The organism is Kitasatospora sp. NPDC043950, assembly GCF_056435345.1.
In genome coordinates, this window is record NZ_JBWKER010000006.1 from 36,927 (window position 1) to 53,662 (window position 16,736).

General features: G+C 73.8%; 11 protein-coding genes, 3 tRNA genes and 1 pseudogene. 6 read left to right on the top strand and 9 right to left on the bottom strand.

Annotated elements, in window-relative coordinates:
- Positions 1-5 precede the first annotated feature (5 nt).
- Together AC07BF_RS05890 and AC07BF_RS05895 are read right to left on the bottom strand one after the other, a co-directional pair.
- Positions 6-791 carry an AfsR/SARP family transcriptional regulator gene (locus tag AC07BF_RS05890; RefSeq protein WP_400985171.1) on the bottom strand — a complete coding sequence of 262 codons (786 nt, stop codon included), beginning with the start codon at positions 789-791 and terminating at the stop codon, positions 6-8.
- An 814-nt stretch (positions 792-1,605) separates the two neighbouring features.
- Positions 1,606-1,679, bottom strand: a tRNA-Ile gene (locus AC07BF_RS05895).
- Positions 1,680-1,868: 189 nt separating this feature from the next.
- Here AC07BF_RS05895 and AC07BF_RS05900 point away from each other — a divergent pair.
- The gene (locus AC07BF_RS05900; protein ID WP_400805421.1) at positions 1,869-2,747 is read left to right on the top strand and encodes a trypsin-like serine peptidase; all 879 of its coding nucleotides are present in this window, start codon (positions 1,869-1,871) and stop codon (positions 2,745-2,747) included.
- 107 nt (positions 2,748-2,854) lie between these two features.
- Positions 2,855-3,607: a trypsin-like serine peptidase gene (locus AC07BF_RS05905; RefSeq protein WP_363586321.1), complete on the top strand. Its 753-nt coding sequence runs from the start codon at positions 2,855-2,857 to the stop codon at positions 3,605-3,607.
- Positions 3,608-3,768: 161 nt separating this feature from the next.
- Here AC07BF_RS05905 and AC07BF_RS05910 read toward each other — a convergent pair.
- Positions 3,769-3,841: transfer RNA gene (locus tag AC07BF_RS05910), tRNA-Asn, on the bottom strand.
- Between the two features lie 61 nt (positions 3,842-3,902).
- Positions 3,903-3,975, bottom strand: a tRNA-Asn gene (locus AC07BF_RS05915).
- Positions 3,976-4,221: 246 nt separating this feature from the next.
- On the opposite strand from AC07BF_RS05915, the gene AC07BF_RS05920 reads away from it, so the two are divergent.
- The 4 genes and pseudogenes from AC07BF_RS05920 to AC07BF_RS05935 all read left to right on the top strand — a co-directional run.
- Positions 4,222-4,527: a hypothetical protein gene (locus AC07BF_RS05920; RefSeq protein WP_350878155.1), complete on the top strand. Its 306-nt coding sequence runs from the start codon at positions 4,222-4,224 to the stop codon at positions 4,525-4,527.
- A gap of 107 nt (positions 4,528-4,634) precedes the next feature.
- A complete protein-coding gene (locus AC07BF_RS05925) occupies positions 4,635-6,068 on the top strand; it encodes an FGGY family carbohydrate kinase (protein WP_363586322.1) in 1,434 nt (477 codons plus the stop codon).
- A 138-nt stretch (positions 6,069-6,206) separates the two neighbouring features.
- Positions 6,207-7,610 carry a glutamate decarboxylase gene (gad, locus tag AC07BF_RS05930; protein ID WP_478333021.1) on the top strand — a complete coding sequence of 468 codons (1,404 nt, stop codon included), beginning with the start codon at positions 6,207-6,209 and terminating at the stop codon, positions 7,608-7,610.
- 451 nt (positions 7,611-8,061) lie between these two features.
- Positions 8,062-8,946: pseudogene (locus tag AC07BF_RS05935) on the top strand (helix-turn-helix domain-containing protein); the annotation flags it as partial.
- A gap of 269 nt (positions 8,947-9,215) precedes the next feature.
- Here the strand turns inward: AC07BF_RS05935 and AC07BF_RS05940 are convergent.
- The 5 genes from AC07BF_RS05940 to AC07BF_RS05960 form a co-directional block, all read right to left on the bottom strand.
- A complete protein-coding gene (locus AC07BF_RS05940; protein ID WP_478333022.1) occupies positions 9,216-10,409 on the bottom strand; it encodes an RNA polymerase sigma factor in 1,194 nt (397 codons plus the stop codon).
- Positions 10,410-10,545: 136 nt separating this feature from the next.
- Entirely contained in the window at positions 10,546-12,450 is a 1,905-nt protein-coding gene (gene dnaG / locus AC07BF_RS05945) for a DNA primase (protein WP_363629250.1), read from the bottom strand.
- Positions 12,451-12,581: 131 nt separating this feature from the next.
- Positions 12,582-13,895: a deoxyguanosinetriphosphate triphosphohydrolase gene (locus AC07BF_RS05950; RefSeq protein WP_363586325.1), complete on the bottom strand. Its 1,314-nt coding sequence runs from the start codon at positions 13,893-13,895 to the stop codon at positions 12,582-12,584.
- A 175-nt stretch (positions 13,896-14,070) separates the two neighbouring features.
- Positions 14,071-15,036, bottom strand: coding sequence for an SGNH/GDSL hydrolase family protein (locus AC07BF_RS05955; protein ID WP_363586326.1), 966 nt, complete (start codon positions 15,034-15,036; stop codon positions 14,071-14,073).
- A gap of 207 nt (positions 15,037-15,243) precedes the next feature.
- Positions 15,244-16,188 carry a PAC2 family protein gene (locus AC07BF_RS05960; protein ID WP_478333023.1) on the bottom strand — a complete coding sequence of 315 codons (945 nt, stop codon included), beginning with the start codon at positions 16,186-16,188 and terminating at the stop codon, positions 15,244-15,246.
- Positions 16,189-16,736: the final 548 nt, after the last annotated feature.

The following is a 16,736-nucleotide window of genomic DNA, read 5'->3' on the forward strand; positions in this document are numbered from 1 at the left end:
CCCGTTCAGCAGGCGAGATGGGCGAGTGTGTGCTCTTCGAGGCCGGCGTCCCGTGCCAGGACCGACTGCTGCAACTGCCTCAGCCTGGGCCCCGGTTCGATGCCGATCTCGTCGATGAGGACGCGCCGGATGCGGTTGTAGATCATGAGGGCTTCGGCCGGTCGGCCGCTGCGGTACAGCGCGAGCATGAGAAGACCGTGGAAGGTCTCCCGCATCGGCTGTTCGTCGATCAACCCGTAGAGCTCGCCGACCAGCGGCTTGTGCCGTCCCAGGAGCAGTTCCGTCTCGGCCCGCTCCTCCAGCGCGGCCGACCGCTTCTCGTCCAGCTGGTGGCCCAGGCTCTGCAATGCCGGAACCGTGGACAGGTCCGCCAGCGCCGGGCCGGTCCACAACCCGAGTGCCTGGGAGAGCAGCAGCGAGGCCTCCTCCAGCCGGCCCACCGCCCGCAGCTCCCCGGCACGCAGGCACAGCGATTCGAAGCTGTGCAGGTCCAGGGTGAGCGGGGCGAGTTCCATCATGTAGCCGGGCGGCCTGGTCAGCAGCCCGGACACGTCGAAGCCCGCACCCGCCAGATGCTTGCGGAGCCGGGAGACGTACACCTGCAGGGCGGTGGACGCGGTGCGCGGCGGCGTCCCCGACCAGAGGGCGTCGATGAGCTGCGGCGCGGACAGTGGGCGGCCGTCGTTCAGGCACAACAGCGCCAGCAGGGCCCGGAGCTTCAACGCCTGCGGAGTGCGCGGCGTCCCGCCGTCCGTCTCCACTGCAAGTGCTCCGAGAACGCGAAAGTACACGATTCTTCTCATCCCCCCGGTCAGAAGACCCGGAATCCTCAGAACCGATGGTCCGGTGAGTCCGGGCATGGTGTGTGAAGAAAGCAGAAGTCGCGCCGACAGCCCCTGGCACAGGTTGGCGACTGCACACCTTCACGCATGCGTCCCTCGCCGGCGCGCCCGAATTGCCGATGGCGACCCGACGAAACCGGGCCACCTGGATTCCCCCCAAGCCGACCCGGCCTGGTATGCGCCGGGTCATGAATTCAGGACCCTATCACGCGCCGGATGGGCAACCCCCGCCCCTGCGGGAGGAACTCCGGACTGCCGGTTCGGACGTAAAGATTCCGCTTGAATCTATGACCGACGGGCGACTTTCGGGCAATAGCCGAACCACCCTCGCCCGACTGAGATCCGCTGGTCGGAAGCTCTCTCGGATCGAAGAACCAGACATACTGCCAGATTTCAGGATGGCGCTCATTGATAAAGGAATTCCACGGATTCGAGGTTCACTTGAGAGTCCACACCCGGGCCTGGAGCCAGTCGACTTCCCTGACGGAAACTCAAGACGGTCCTGATCGCGCCCACCCATCACGACCCCTCCGCAGGCGGGCAACGACGCGGCCTGGCCGCGCTCGGTGGACGGACGGCACCACTCGGTCGGGACGCTGCCGACAGCCCGGGGGCGAACCCCTCGTCATGTCCACTGGCGGGTGAATCTCGGCGCGGCGCCAGACCGGCGGGGCGCCTCATGCTCTACAGTTCCGATCGAAGTCCTGCACGTTTCGCCAGGTCAGGGCGTCATTTTTACTCATGCCCTGACGGCTGTTCGAGGTGGGGCGGGTGGGACTCGAACCCACGACCAAGGGATTATGAGTCCCCTGCTCTAACCGGCTGAGCTACCGCCCCGGTTCGCCGCGTGCGCCGGTCGTCGACCACGGCAGCAGCAGACGGCCCCGAAAGGACGTCCCGCGCAGCATAGCCGGTCGATCACCCGTGGTGCGCGCCGGGGGCGCGCACGGGTGCGCACAGGCGTGCGCCTGTCCTGATTGCGCAGTTCGGGTGGCGCCCGGACGGCCGCACGGGCAGCCTGGACGGATGACGACACGTGGGACGGGAGCCGCGGCCGGGGCGCTCGCGGTGCTGCTGGCCGCGGCGGGCTGCACCACCTCCGCCGGGCCCGGCGGGGGCGCGCCGACGGTCAGCTCGGCTCCGGCCACCCGCTCCGCCCGTCCCTCCGGATCCGCCTCGGCCTCCGGCGGCGGCCACGGCTGGAACCGACAACGGCTCAGGGGCGCCGTCTCCAGGCACACCGGAGTCACCCGCACCGCCAGGCCCACCGTGCTCAACGGCCTGGTCGGCGCCGTCTTCACCCGCAACGCGGACGGCGACCACTTCTGCACCGCCAGCGTCGTCGACAGCGCCGGGCTCAACCTCATCGTCACCGCCGCGCACTGCGTCTGGGACCCCCAACTCGGCCAGCGCAGCGACCTCGTCTTCGTCCCCGGCTACCGTAACGGCGACACCCCCAGCGGCGTCTGGCCGCTGATCGCCGTCACCGTCGACGACGACTGGAAGGACCACGCCGACCCGGACGTGGACGTCGCCTTCGCCGTCGTCCAGGCCCAGAACGGGCAGCAGGTGCAGCAGGTGCTCGGCGCCAACAAGCTGGGCGTCGGCCTCGGCTACCAGCTGCCCGTGCGGATCACCGGCTACCCCGGCACCAGCGACGTCCCGATCACCTGCGCCAACAACACCACCGAGCAGAGCTCCACCCAGCTGCGGATCGACTGCCCCGACTACACCGGCGGCACCAGCGGCAGCCCCTGGGTGACCGACTTCGACCCGAGCACCAGGACCGGCACCGTGGTCGGCGTGATCGGCGGCTACCAGCAGGGCGGCGACAGCCCGGACACCTCGTACAGCAGCTACTTCGGCGACCGCGTCCAGGCGCTCTACGACCGGGCCACCGGCTGACCGGAGGGGCGGCGGTGGCGCCGCCGGGCACGGCCTGATAGATCTTCCTCTCGAACGGCGGAACGCACGGACCCGGTGCCCGCCCCGAGGAACGAGACGGAGCCCCGATGGCCCCCCGCCCGGCACGGCCCCCGCGCGCCGCACGGACGGTCGCGCTGGCGGCCCTGCTGCTCGCCGCCGGAACCGCGTGCGACGGGGGCGAGCAGGACCAGGCGCCCGCCGCCGAGGTCGCGCAGCAGAGCAGCACCCGCGACCGGATCGGCACCCTCTCGGTCCGCACCGCGCAGGGCCCCCGGGCCTGCACGGCGAGCGTCGTCCGCAGCCCCAGGCACAACCTGCTGGTCACCGCCGCGCACTGCGTGCAGAACCGCCGGATCGGCCTGCTGGACGGCCTGGTGTTCACCCCCGGCTACCGCAACGGCTTCATCCCGTACGGCAGTTGGCCGGTGAAGTCGATCACCGTCGACCCGCGCTGGGCGGACGACGACGACCCCGAGTACGACGTGGCCTTCGTCACCGTGGGCACGGTCGGCGGCAAGCAGGTCGAGGACGCCGTCGGCGGCAACCCGATCGCCACCGGCCAGGGCTTCGGGCTCGCCGTCTCGGTGACCGGCTACCCGAACGAGCGCGACGAGCCGATCACCTGCGCGGCCAGGACCCGCTCGCAGAGCCCGACCCAGGAGCGCTTCGACTGCGACGGCTACACCGACGGCACCAGCGGCAGCCCGTGGGTGACGGACAGCGGCGCGGTCGTGGGCGTGATCGGTGGCTACCAGGAGGGCGGCGAGACGGCCGGCACCTCCTACAGCGTCACCTTCGACCGGCGGGTCTCCGCGCTCTACCGGGAGGCGACCGCCTGAACCCGGGCGGCGGCCACCCGGACCCGGGAGGCGGCCGTCCGGGCTCCGGAGGCGGCCGCCCGAGCCGCCCGGCCGTCGCGAGGTGACGAAGGCAACACGAAGGCCCCCCGGTCATCCGAGGGGCCTTCGCTCTGAGCAGTCACCGGGCGGACCCGATGAAGCTCCCGCATTTGGACTCGAACCAAAAACCTGCCGGTTAACAGCCGGCTGCTCTGCCAATTGAGCTATGCGGGATCGCGGTACCGAACTGCCGTACCACGGACGGGAGGAGGGCTCTTGCAAGACCTCTCCCGAGCTCCCCCAATTGGACTCGAACCAATAACCTGCCGATTAACAGTCGGCTGCTCTGCCAATTGAGCTATGGGGGATCGGCTTCCGCCTCGGCCCCCGGTTCCCCGGGCTCCTCGGCGCTCGCTGCGGGACATACATTAGCGCACTCGGGGGGGTGGTCCGCCAATCGCTTTCGCCGGACCGCTCCCGGGGCTCCCGCGCGGCCTCCCACCCGGCGTGCCCGGCGCGCGCCCGGCACGGCCCCCGGGGATGCTGGGGGGCACGGACGGTTCGCCGTCCCGACGGACGGGTAGGGCAATGCGGCAGAAGGCCGCCAGGAGAGGGTGGATCCGATCATGTGGAAGCTGTCGTTGGCCGCGGGGTTCGCGGCCGGCTACGTCCTGGGCTCCCGGGCCGGGCGCCGGCGCTACGACCAGATCACGAAGGTCACCCGGCAGATCGCCCAGAACCCCACGGTGCAGGGCGCCGCCGACCGAGCCAGGCAGCAGGCCGGCGCGGTCGCCGGGAAGGCCGCCGGCGCCGTCGCGGACAAGGTCGGCGACCGGCTGCCGAACGCCGTCACCGACCGGGTGCCGTACTTCAACCGCTCCCGGGCCGAGGACGACGGCTGGGGTACCTTCCGCCCGTGACGGGACGGTGACGCCAGGGTGTACCAGGGCCCTGCGTCGAGTCCCGAACGGGCAACACCTCGCCCGGCCCGGACGCGTCCAGGGCCGGGCTGAGGCATGATCTCGGCATGGCCATCGTCGCGGGGATAGACAGCTCGACCAACCGCACCCGGATCGTCGCGTGCGACGCCGACACCGGCGCCGTCCTGCGCTCCGGCAAGGCGCCACACCCCGTCCCCGAGGACCCGGACACCCGCCCCGGCGAGGCCGACCCACAGCTGTGGCTGCACTCGCTCGGCGACGCCGCCGCCGGCGGCCTGCTGGAGGGCGTCCGGGCCATCGGCGTCAGCGCGCAGCAGCACGGCATGATCGGCCTGGACGCGGGCGGCGTGCTGGTCCGGCCGGCGATCCTCTGGAACGACCCGCGCTCCGGCGGCGCCGCCGCCAAGCTGCTGGACGCGCTCGGCGGCCCGGCCGCCTGGACCGCCGCGATCGGCGCCGTCCCCAGCCCGACCTACACCATCGCCAAGCTGCGCTGGCTGGCCGAGTTCGAGCCGGCCAACGCCCGCCGGGTGGCCGAGGTGCTGCTCCCGCACGACTGGCTGGTCTGGCAGCTCCTCGGCCACCCCAGGCGCCGCACCACCGACCGGGGCGACGCCTCCGGCACCGGCTACTGGTCCCCGATCACCGGCGAGTACCGGCAGGACCTGGTCGAGCTGGCGCTCGGCCACGAGCTGCGGCTGCCCGAGGTGCTCGACCCCGCCGAACCCGCCGGGCACACCCCCGAGGGCCTGCTGATCTCGGCCGGCACCGGCGACAACATGGCCGCCGCGCTCGGCCTCGGGCTGCGCCCCGGCGACGCGGTGGTCTCGCTCGGCAGCGCCGGAACGATCTTCGCCGTGCACGACCAGGCCGTGGTGGACGCCACCGGGCTGATCTCCTCCTTCGCCGACGCCGCCGGCCGCCACCTCCCGATGGTCGCCACCCTCAACGCCGCCCAGGTGCTCCGCGCCACCGCCGCCATGCTCGGCCGGGACCTGGACGGCCTGAGCGACCTCGCCCTGCACTCCTCCCCCGGCGCGTACGGGCTGGTGCTCCTCCCCTACCTGGACGGCGAGCGGACGCCTGCCCTCCCGCACGCGGCCGGCACCCTGACCGGCCTGCGGGCCGAGTCGATGACACCGCAGCACCTGGCCCGGGCCGCCGTCGAGGGCATGCTGTGCAACATCGCGGACGCCCTCGACGTGCTGCGCGCCCAGGGTGTCGCGGTGCGGCGGGTGTTTCTGCTCGGCGCGGCCGGGCGGCTGCCCGCCGTCCGGCACATCGCCCCGCCGCTGTTCGGCGTCCCGGTCGTGGTGCCGCCGCCGGGCGCCCACGCCGCCCGCGGGGCCGCCCGGCAGGCCGCCTGGGCACTGGCCGGCACCCCGGAGCCGCCGGAGTGGGAGCTGCCGGACGCCGAGACCGTCGAGCCGGACGGGGAGCAGGACCTGGCGATCGGGTCGGCGGTGCGCCAGCAGTACCGCGCCGCCCGCGAACAGATCCACCCGGAGACGGCGGCCTGACCCCGGCTGCGGCGGCCTCGCCGGCCGGGGACGGCGGCGCCCCCCCCCCCGGCCCCGGCCGGTGAAGATGCGTCACCCGGCGGCCGGTGGCAGCGTGGGACGGGACACGGCCACCGGCTTGAAGGGCGGCAGGACTCCATGGCGCTGCACAAGGGGGCCGGCAACGACCGCCGGCTGAGCATCGGTCCGCTCGTGGGCGCCGCCGACCCGCTGGGCTCGATGAAGCTGGCACCGCCGCTGCACCGGCTCGGCGAGGGGCCCGTCGCAGCCGACACCGCGTACCAGCTGATCCACGACGAGCTGATGCTGGACGGCAACGCCCGGCTCAACCTGGCGACCTTCGTCACCACCTCGATGGAGACGCAGGCCACCCGGCTGATGACCGAGTGCCTGGACAAAAACATGATCGACAAGGACGAGTACCCGCAGACCGCCGAACTGGAGCGGCGCTGCGTGGCGATCCTCGCCGACCTCTGGCACGCCCCCGACCCGGACGCCGCGGTCGGCTGCTCCACCACCGGCTCCAGCGAGGCCTGCATGCTGGCCGGCATGGCGCTCAAGCGCCGCTGGATGCGCCGCAACGCCGAGCGCTACGCGGCCGGGGCCCGACCCAACCTGGTGATGGGCGTCAACGTGCAGGTGTGCTGGGAGAAGTTCTGCACCTTCTGGGAGGTCGAGGCCCGCACCGCGCCCATGGAGGGCGAGCGCTTCCACCTCGACGCCGAGCACGCGGTCGCGCTGTGCGACGAGAACACCATCGGCGTGGTCGGCATCCTCGGTTCCACCTTCGACGGCTCCTACGAGCCGATCGCGGAGATCTGCGCGGCCCTGGACGACCTCCAGCAACGCACCGGCCTCGACGTCCCGGTGCACGTGGACGGCGCCTCCGGCGGCATGGTGGCGCCCTTCCTCGACCCCCAGGTGGTCTGGGACTTCCGGCTCCCCCGGGTCGCCTCGATCAACAGCTCCGGGCACAAGTACGGCCTGGTCTACCCCGGCGTCGGCTGGGCCCTGTGGCGCGACCAGGAGGCGCTGCCGGAGGAACTGGTCTTCCGGGTCAACTACCTCGGCGGCGAGATGCCGACCTTCGCGCTCAACTTCTCCCGCCCCGGCGCCGAGGTCGTCGCGCAGTACTACGTCTTCCTGCGGCTCGGCCGGGACGGCTTCCGGGCCGTCCAGGGCGCCTGCCGCGAGGTCGCCATCCACCTGTCCGAAGCGATCGGGCAGTTGGGCGGCTTCCGGCTGCTGACCCGCGGCGACCAGTTGCCGGTCTTCGCCCTCACCACCGCCGACGACGAGCCGTTCGACGTGTTCGACGTCTCGCGGCGGCTGCGCGAGCGCGGCTGGCAGGTGCCCGCGTACACCTTTCCCGCGAACCGGACGGACCTGTCGGTGCTCCGGGTGGTCTGCCGCAACGGCTTCTCGCTGGACCTCGCCGACCTGCTGCTGGCCGACCTCTCCCGGCTGCTGCCGGAGCTGCGGCGCCAGCCCGGCCCGCTCAAGGAGCTCGGGGTGCCGGCCCGGTCGGGCTTCCACCACTAGGCGTGTGGTCCACCGGGGCGTGAACGCGGTGGGACGTGAACGCAGTGGGCGTGATCACGGTGGGGCGTGATCACGGTGGGGAGGGCGCGGCGAAGCGCCCTCCCCACCGTGCGTCCCGGACGAACCGGGGCAGCCTCCCCCCGCGAGGCTGCCCCGGCCGGTGGGGGAATCGGGACGTGCTGCCGGAGCGGGGACCGGTGACCGGTCCGCGTCCGAACGACGCCGTCGGGCGGCGAACCGCGCCGACCAGAGAACTGTGCACGACGGACACGTGCACATGCGAGCGTTCCCGGGGGTTGTGAGACACTTCCGTCCGTCTCAGCGCCATGACCTGGGGTTTGGGACGCCGGACCGATGGGTTTGGAGAAGCGGAGACACCCGGACGGCCCCGGCCGGAGCCCGTTCCGCTCTCCCCGTCCCCCGTTCCCGTCTCGCACCGTTGGAAGGCCCCATGGGTTCCGCCTGGAAGAACCTGCCCGAAGAGCTGTCCGGACCCGCCCGGCTCCTGGCCGAGGAGCTCCGGGCCATCAAGGACGCCGCCGGACTCTCGCTGTCCGAGCTGGCCGCCCGGACGCACTACAGCCGGGCCTCCTGGGAGCGCTGGCTGAACGGCAAGCGGGTCATCACCGGGCAGGCGCTGGAGGCGCTGACCGGGGCGGTGGACTGCGACGGGCCGGCCCTGCGGGCGCTGTGGGAGCGGGCCGTGGCGGGGCCCGAGGAGGACGGCGAGCCCGCCGCCCCGGAGGAACCCGCCGCGCAGGCGGCCCCCGAGCAGGCCCCGGCGGCACAGCCCCCGACGGACCGGACCGGCGTGCCCGCCACCTCCGACGCACTTGCCGCCTCCGACGTGACCGACGTGACCGACGTGCTCGACCTGACCGCCGCACCCGGCGAACCCGGCGGCACCGTGCCGGCACCCGTGGCGTGGTGGCGGCGCCCGGCGACGCTGCTGACCGGCGCCGCCCTGCTGGTGGCCCTGCTGGTGCTGGTCGGCCTGCGGGCCACCCGGCACCAGGAGCAGCCGCAGACCGTCGCTGAGCCCGTCCCGACCGCCACCGCGGCCAAGCCCGTCCCGGGCGCTCCCGTCTGCCAGGCCGTCGGCTGCGCGCACAAGGACCCCAAGGCCACCGGCTGCGGCAAGGACGCCCGGACCCTGCAGACCGACGTCATCGGCAAGGTCGTCGTCTACCTCCGGTACAGCCAGACCTGCCAGGCGGCCTGGGCGGCGATCACCGAGGGTGAGCCGAACGACTACGCGACCATCACCGACGGCTCCGGCCAGAGCGAGACGGCACTCATCCACTGGGGCTACGACAACTACTCGTCGATGCTGGACGCGGCCGACCCGGCCGTCACCTTCCAGGTCTGCGGGTACCAGCCGGCCGGGCACGTCTGCACCTCGCCCGTCTCCGGCCTGGCCGCCGTGGTGGCCTCCACCCCGATCCCGATCGGCCCCGCCTCGCCGCCCCCGGGCACCGGCCCGGACGCGGCGGCCACCGACCCGCCGTCCCCGGCACAGCCGACCGCCGCAGAGCCGACCGCCGCGCAGCCCGCCGGCGCACAGCCCCCTCCCCGGGCCGGTCCTAGCCGATCCCGGTGGGCCGCTCAGTCGAGATACCCGCGCAGCTGCGCCGCGAAGGCGTGGTCGCGGAGCTTGATCAGCGTCTTCGACTCGATCTGGCGGATCCGCTCCCGGGTCACGCCGAACACCGCGCCGATCTCCTCCAGCGTGCGCGGGCGGCCGTCGTCCAGCCCGTAGCGGAGCTGGACGACCTGGCGCTCCCGCTCGCCCAGGGTGGCCAGGACCGCGTCCAGGTGCTGGCGCAGCAGCAGGAAGGTGGCGGACTCCGCGGGTGAGGCGGCGTCGGCGTCCTCGATCAGGTCGCCGAGCGCGACGTCGTCCTCCTCGCCGACCGGGGTGTGCAGCGAGATCGGCTCCTGGGCCAGCCGGAGCAGTTCGCGCACCCGTTCCTCGGTCAGCTCCAGGGTGGCGGCGATCCCGGCCGGAGTCGGTTCCAGCCCGCGCTCCTGCAGCAGGGCGCGCTGCACCCGGATCACCCGGTTGATCAGCTCGACCACGTGCACCGGCACCCGGATCGTCCGGGCCTGGTCGGCCAGCGCCCGGCTCATCGCCTGCCGGATCCACCAGGTCGCGTACGTGGAGAACTTGTAGCCGCGGGCGTAGTCGAACTTCTCCACCGCCCGGATCAGGCCCAGGTTGCCCTCCTGGATCAGGTCCAGCAGGGTCAGTCCGCGGCCGACGTAGCGTTTGGCGACGGACACCACCAGCCGCAGGTTCGCCTCGATCAGCCGGCGTTTGGCGATCCGGCCGCGCACCACCAGGGTGTCCAGTTCGCGGGCCAGCGGGTCGGGCGGCGGGGGGTCACCGTTCAGCCGCTCCTCGGCGAACAGGCCGACCTCGACCCGGCGGGCCAGCTCCACCTCCTCGGCGGCGGTGAGCAGGCGGACCCGGCCGATCTCGCGCAGGTACTGGCGGAGCAGGTCCGGCGCCGGGCCGGCGTCGCCCTCGGCCGGCGGGCGGGGCTCCTCCTCGTCCCCGTCGTCGGGCTCCGGACCCTCTGCGTCGGGGTCCGTCTCCGGGGCCTCGGGGTGGCCCTCCGGCACGCCTCGGGCGCCGTCCGGGGGCGCGGCCCCGGCCCGGCCGTGGTCCGTCTCCCGTTCCCCGGGCGGTGCGGCACTCAGCGCGCCGGGCGGTGCGGCGGTCGGGCTGGCGGTCGGACTGGCGGTCGGTGCGGCGGTCGGGCTGGAGGTCGCGGCGAAGCCTCGGTCCACGGGCATCCCTCGGGGCGGGCGCGACTCTGGCGGACCCGCGCTGAACGGAGGTGGGACGCCCTCCAGTGTGCGGTACGCCACACTCCGTGGCCGAGACTCGTGCGCCGACTTTCTGGGCCGCTCCCACGGCCCCGCCGCACTCCTACAGCCCCGCCGCGCCCTGGCTGCGGAGCTGCTGACCGTACTGCTGGAGCTGCCACAGCTCGGTCTGCACCGCGTGCTGCTGCTCGGCGTCGGCCCGGTGGCCGAGCCGCTGGAGGTAGCCGCGGACCTCGGCGATCCGCCGGTCCACCGCCAGCAGGCGCAGCTTGACCAGGAACTCCCCGGCGTAGACCGCGTCCACCTTCCGGCGGGAGCGCACCGGCTCGACGGTCAGCTCGGTGACCAGCGAGCGCACCTGGTCGTCCGGGGCCGCCTCGCGCACCGCGCTGGTGAAGTCGGGCAGCGTCGCCCCGTACGCGGCGCCGCCGGCCTTGGCGATGGCCTGCCGGACGGCGGTGTACGGCAGGGTGGGGAACTCGTCCTCGCCGTAGTGGTCGAAGGCCGGGCTGACCAGGTCCGGGTGCTGGAGCGCCAGCTTGAGCAGCTCCCGCTCGACGAACTGGGCCGGGTCGCGCGGGTTGAGCCGGAAGGCGGGCTGCGCCGGGCGCACCGGCACGGGCTCGACGCGGCGGCCGCGGTCGGCGCCCCGGGGGTTCTGCTGGCGCTCGCGGTCCCAGCGGGCCAGCTGGGAGACCCGGCGGACGACGAAGGGCTCGTCCAGGATGCCGAGCATGCCGGCCAGGCGGACGGCGTACTCGTGCTGGATCGAGCGGTCCTTGATCTTGGCGACGATCGGGGCCGCCTCCTCCAGGGCCGCCGACCGCCCCTCCGGCGTCTCCACCCGGTGCTTGGACACCGCCGAGACCAGCGCGAACTCGAACAGCGGGACGGGGTTGTCGATCAGCTGCTTGACCGCCTCGTCGCCCTGGGCCAGACGCAGCTCGCACGGGTCCATGCCGCCCGGGCTGACCGCGATGGAGGTCTTGGCGGCGAACTTCTGGTCGTCCTCGAAGGCCCGCAGGGCGGCCTTCTGACCGGCCGCGTCGCCGTCGAAGGTGAAGACCGTCTCGCCGCGGTACTGCGAGGTGTCCATCAGCAGCCGACGGATGATCTTGATGTGGTCCTCGGCGAAGGCCGTACCGCAGGTGGCCACCGCCGAGGTGACCCCCGCCAGGTGGCAGGCCATCACGTCGGTGTAGCCCTCGACCACGACCGCGCGGCCCGACTTGGCGATCTCCTTCTTCGCCAGGTCGATGCCGTACAGCACGTGCGACTTCTTGTAGATCGGCGTCTCGGGGGTGTTCAGGTACTTCGGGCCGTTGTCGTCCTCGCGCAGGCGGCGGGCGCCGAAGCCGACCACCTCGCCCGCGATGTCCCGGATCGGCCAGACCAGCCGGCCCCGGAAGCGGTCGATCAGGCCGCCGCGCTGGCCCTGCGAGGCCAGGCCGCCGAGCAGGATCTCCTTGTCGGTGAAGCCCTTGCCGCGCAGGTAGCGGACCAGGTGCTCCCAGCCCACCGGGGCGTAGCCGACGCCGAAGGTCTTCGCGGCCTCCTCGTCGAAGCCGCGCTCGGCCAGGAAGCGGCGGCCGATCTCCGCCTCCGCCGAGGCCAGCTGCTCCCGGTAGTAGGCGGCGGCCACCTTGTGCGCCTCGACCAGGCGGGTCCGCTCGCCCTGCTGGTGGCGGGGGCTGTAGCCGCCCTCCTCGTAGCGCAGGGTGATGCCGGCCTGGGCGGCCATCCGCTCGACGGCCTCGGCGAAGGTGAAGTGCTCGATCTTCATCAGGAAGGCGATGGTGTCGCCGTTCTCCTGGCAGCCGAAGCAGTGGAAGACGCCCTTGGCGGGGTTCACGTAGAACGAGGCGGACTTCTCGTCGTGGAAGGGGCAGACGCCCTTGTACTCGCCGCCGCCACCGTTGGTGAGCTGAACGTAGTCGCCGACCACGGCGTCGATCGGCAGTGCGCTGCGCACCGCTTGTACGTCTTCGTCCCTGATCCGCCCGGCCACCCCGGAAGTCTACTGGGGTGGCCGGGGTTTCCCGGCGGTCCGGTCGCGCCGGGACCGGCCCGCCGCGCGCGGTCGGGCGCCGGGCGGTTGCGCCTGAGCGGTCGGGCGCCGGGCGCCGGGGCCGCGGGCGGTCAGGCCCAGGCGGCGCCGACGAGCCTGGCGTGCAGGGCGAGGGCGGAGGCGTCGGTGAGGGTGGCGATCTGGTCGATGACCGCGCGCAGGGCGGCCCGGTCGTCCTCGGCCTCGCGGTAGAGCGCGCCGAACACCGGGTCCAGGCCCTCGGGGGCGCGCTGGGTGAGCACGTACGCCAGCTCGGCGATCACGATCCGCTGGCGGGCCCGCAGCTGGGCCTGCTCGTCGCGCTGCATCACGAAGCGGACGGCGACCGCCTTGAGCACCGCGACCTCCAGCCGGACGCCCCGCGGCACCACCAGCTCGGCCGTGTACCGGGTGAGCCGGCCGGGGCCGTAGCGGGCCCGGGTGGCCTGCTCGGCGGCCAGGCAGAAGCGGCCGATCAGCTGGCTGGTGAGGTCCTTCAGCCCGGCCCGGGCGCGGGCCGTGCCGTCGTACTCCTGGGGCCACCGGTCCTGGGCGAGCAGCCGGTCTAGGGCGGCGGCCAGCTCCTCCGGCTCGGCGTCCGGGGCGTAGCGCTCGGCGACCTTGAAGAGTTCGGCCCGCTCGCTCGGCGCCCGCAGCACGGCCGGGTCGATGTGGCCGGCCTGGAGGCCGTCCTCGACGTCGTGGGTCGAGTACGCGACGTCGTCGGACCAGTCCATGACGGTGGCCTCGAAGCACTTGCGCCCGGCCGGGGAGCCGGCCCGCAGCCAGCGGAACACCGGCAGGTCGTCGGCGTAGACGCCGTACTTGGGCGAGGCCGGGTCGGTGGGGTGGGCGCCGCGCGTCCACGGGTACTTGGTGGCGGCGTCGAGGGCGGCGCGGGTCAGGTTGAGGCCGACGCTGCGGCCGGGCCAGGGGGCGAGCCGAGCGGCGGGGTGCTCACCCTCCGGGGCGAAGCGCTTGGGTTCGAGCCGGGTGAGGATGCGCAGCGACTGCGCGTTGCCCTCGAAGCCGCCGCAGGCCTCGGCGGCCTGGTCGAGCGCCTCCTCGCCGGTGTGGCCGAACGGCGGGTGGCCGATGTCGTGGGCCAGGCAGCCGGCCTCCACGAGGTCCGGGTCGCAGCCCAGGGCGGCGCCCAACTCCCGCCCCACCTGGGCGCATTCGAGGGAGTGGGTGAGCCGGGTGCGGGGGAAGTCGCTGCGCATCGGGGCGACCACCTGGGTGGTGCCGGCCAGCCGCCGCAGCGCCGCCGAGTGCAGCACCCGGGCGCGGTCGCGCTGGAACGCCGTGCGGCCGGGGCGCTTGTCCGGTTCGGGGACCCAGCGGGCCTCGGCGGCGTGGTCGTACGGGAGCGGGGCGGCGGCGAGGCGGTGCGCGGTGTCATCCATATGCCCCTCACGGTACGCCGCGCCCCCGACAGCCGGGGTGTGCCGCGCACGAAGGGGCGTGGGCCGGAGCGTGAATCCTGCGGTACGCGCTGATGTCCGCCCCGGCCCCGGTGACGCGCTGATGGCCGCCCCGGCCCGCCGGGCGCCGCCTGCGGTCCGGCCCCGGCCTCCGGCCTCAGCCGCGGACGGCCTTGAGGACGACGGCGGCCACCGCCTCCTGCCCCTTGGCGTTGGGGTGGATCGCCGCCAGGCCCGGGGCCGGGAAGGGCGGTTCGACCCAGCGGGTGGCCTCGCCCGCGCACATGTCGTGCCCGGCCGAGGGGGCGGCCGCGTCCACGAACACCGCGCCCGCGCCCGCCGCCCGCCGCTTGAGCATGCTGTTGAGCTGCTGCTCCTTCTCCGAGAGGAAGCCCAGGTCCCCGGCCGCGACCGCCTTGCCCAGCACCGGCCGGCAGCTCGCCGGGTCGGCCGGGAGCAGCGTCGGGTACCCGATCACGTAGACCCGGGCCTGCGGGGAGCGGTGCTTGATGTCCTGCAGGATCCTGCCGAGTTGCTCACCGGCCGCGTCGACCTTGCGCTGCACCTCGTCCGTCCCGCCGGAGGCGTAGTGCTCGCGGCAGGGCGAGGAGGCGCGGGTGGCGCCGACGATGCCCTTCACCGCGTCCACCAGGTTCTCCTTGGCGCACTCCTTGACGACCTCCATGAAGCCCGCGTCGTTGCCGCCGATGCCGACCGTCACCAGGCGGGTGGCCGAGGTCAGCGCGTCCAGCTGGGGCGGGTTGGTGCCGTGGTCGGTCTCCTGGGCGCCGGTCAGATCCCCGGTGCGGGCGCCGCTGCAACTGACGTCCTGGAACTGGCCGGCCGGCAGCCCGAGCCCCTTCGCCACCAGGGACGGGTAGTTGACCCCCGAGCGGGAGCAGCCCTTCGGCTCGCCCACCTGCGGGGCGATCTTCAGGCCGGCGGTGTACGAGTCGCCGAGGGCCACGTACGGGCCGTTCGGCGGCGGCGTGGACTTGGCGTTCTTGGCGGGCAGCGCGCCCGCGAAGCCCTCCGTCCCGCCGTCCGGGGCGGTGCACCCGGCGAGCAGCAGCGCGGCGAGCCCGGCCGTCAGGGCGACGGCCGGGCGGATGGTCCTGGACATGGTCGTGGGCATGGCATCCCCCCGGGGGATAGGCGTCACGGGCAGCTCCGTACGGCGGCGCGTCCCCCGACGCCGCCACCACCAACGAACGGGGCCCGCGAATGACTCCCGTGGCTCCCGGCCACCGCCGACCCGGCCGGTTCCCGCCGCTACGGGGCCGATTCCGCGCCGGACCCGCTCCCCGCCCGGACCTGTTCCGCGCCGGGCCTACTCCGCGCCGCGCTCGTGCTCGGCCAGGAACTGCTCGAAGCGCCGCCCCAGCTCGTCCGCCGACGGCAGGTCCACCGGCTCGGCCAGCAGGCTCTCCCGACCCTCCGCCCCCGCCACCGCGTCGTACTGGCCCTCCATGCCGCGGATCGCCGAGCGCAACTCGCCGTCCCCGTGCGCCAGCTGCTCCTCGATGTCGGCGTACACCTCGCCGACCCGCTCGCGCAGCCGGGTGCCCGGCAACACCAGGCCGGTGGCGGACTGCACCGCCTCCAGGATCAGCACGGCGGCCGCCGGGTACTCCGAGCGTGCCACGTAGTGCGGGACGTGCACGGCGAAGCCCAGCACGTCGTGCCCGGCCTCGGCCAGGCGGTACTCCAGCAGCGCCTGGGCGCTGCCCGGGACCTGCGCCTGCTCGAACCACTGCGGGTAGCCGGCCGCCAGGTCGAGCCGGTTGCCGTGCGGGGTCAGGCCGACCGGGCGGGTGTGCGGCACGCCCATCGGGATGCCGTGGAAGTCCACCGCCAGCCGGACCTCGAAGCGCTCCACCAGCTCGCGGACGGCGCCGGCGAAGCGCTCCCACTCGACGTCCGGCTCGGGGCCGGTGAGCAGCAGGAACGGCGCGCCGGCGCCGTCGCGGACGAGCTGGAGCAGGATCTCCGGCGGCTCGTAGGACGCCCACTGGTCCCGGTCGAAGACCATCGCGGGGCGGCGCGCCCGGTAGTCGACCAGGCGGTCGTGGTCGAAACGGGCCACCACCTGCGGCGAGCCCGTCTCCAGCAGGTGGGCCACCACCTGGCCGCCGGCCTCGCCGGCGTCCATGAAGCCCTCGAAGTGCTGGAGCAGCACGAGGCCCGCACCGGTGTCGCGCAGCTCCGCGGTGGCCACGGCCACCGCGGCCACGCCCTGCTGATCCAGCTCGTACAGCGCCTGGAAGTCACGCACCGCGCACCCAACCCCGTTCTCTACTCGTCACGACGTACCGGCTTCTCGTCCTCTCCAGCGTGCCGGGCGCCGCCGGAATTCCCGACCCGCCCGGCGGCGGGTCCGGCGGCCTCTCCGGACCGCTCCGGACCATGATCGCACCCGGGTGGAAAGCCCCTGGTCACGGGTGTTCAACGGCCCGTCCGGGGGCGGGTCGCAGCGGCCCGCACCGCCATTCGCGTGCCGGGAAGTGACGCACCGCCTTCTGACGGGTATCGTCCTCTCGCTGCCTCGCATCGTCGCGTCGTCGTCACGTCGTCCCGTAACGCCGTCGGCCACGTCCCGGACCGGTGCTCGGCCAGCCCACACGACGCATCTTGCCTTCATCTGGCCGCCTGTTTCCTTCGCGCTCCCGTTTCCTCATCGGCCATCTCGCGGACGCACGCTGTCCCCTCGCTCATCCCCGCCGGACCGGTCCGTGGACCCGAGTCCGTTCCGGCACCGCGCTGCCCGCCTCCGGGCCGCCGCCCCCGCCCCGCCCGACCGGCTCTCCGGCGTGCGCGGGTACC

What these genes read in the sequence shown, in the direction of transcription:
- AC07BF_RS05955 (WP_363586326.1), bottom strand. Translation starts at nt 15,036, where the DNA reads ATGTCCAGGACCATCCGCCCGGCCGTCGCCCTGACGGCCGGGCTCGCC.
- AC07BF_RS05925 (WP_363586322.1), top strand. Translation starts at nt 4,635, where the DNA reads ATGGCCATCGTCGCGGGGATAGACAGCTCGACCAACCGCACCCGGATC.
- AC07BF_RS05905 (WP_363586321.1), top strand. Translation starts at nt 2,855, where the DNA reads ATGGCCCCCCGCCCGGCACGGCCCCCGCGCGCCGCACGGACGGTCGCG.
- gad (WP_478333021.1), top strand. Translation starts at nt 6,207, where the DNA reads ATGGCGCTGCACAAGGGGGCCGGCAACGACCGCCGGCTGAGCATCGGT.
- AC07BF_RS05940 (WP_478333022.1), bottom strand. Translation starts at nt 10,409, where the DNA reads ATGCCCGTGGACCGAGGCTTCGCCGCGACCTCCAGCCCGACCGCCGCA.
- AC07BF_RS05950 (WP_363586325.1), bottom strand. Translation starts at nt 13,895, where the DNA reads ATGGATGACACCGCGCACCGCCTCGCCGCCGCCCCGCTCCCGTACGAC.
- AC07BF_RS05900 (WP_400805421.1), top strand. Translation starts at nt 1,869, where the DNA reads ATGACGACACGTGGGACGGGAGCCGCGGCCGGGGCGCTCGCGGTGCTG.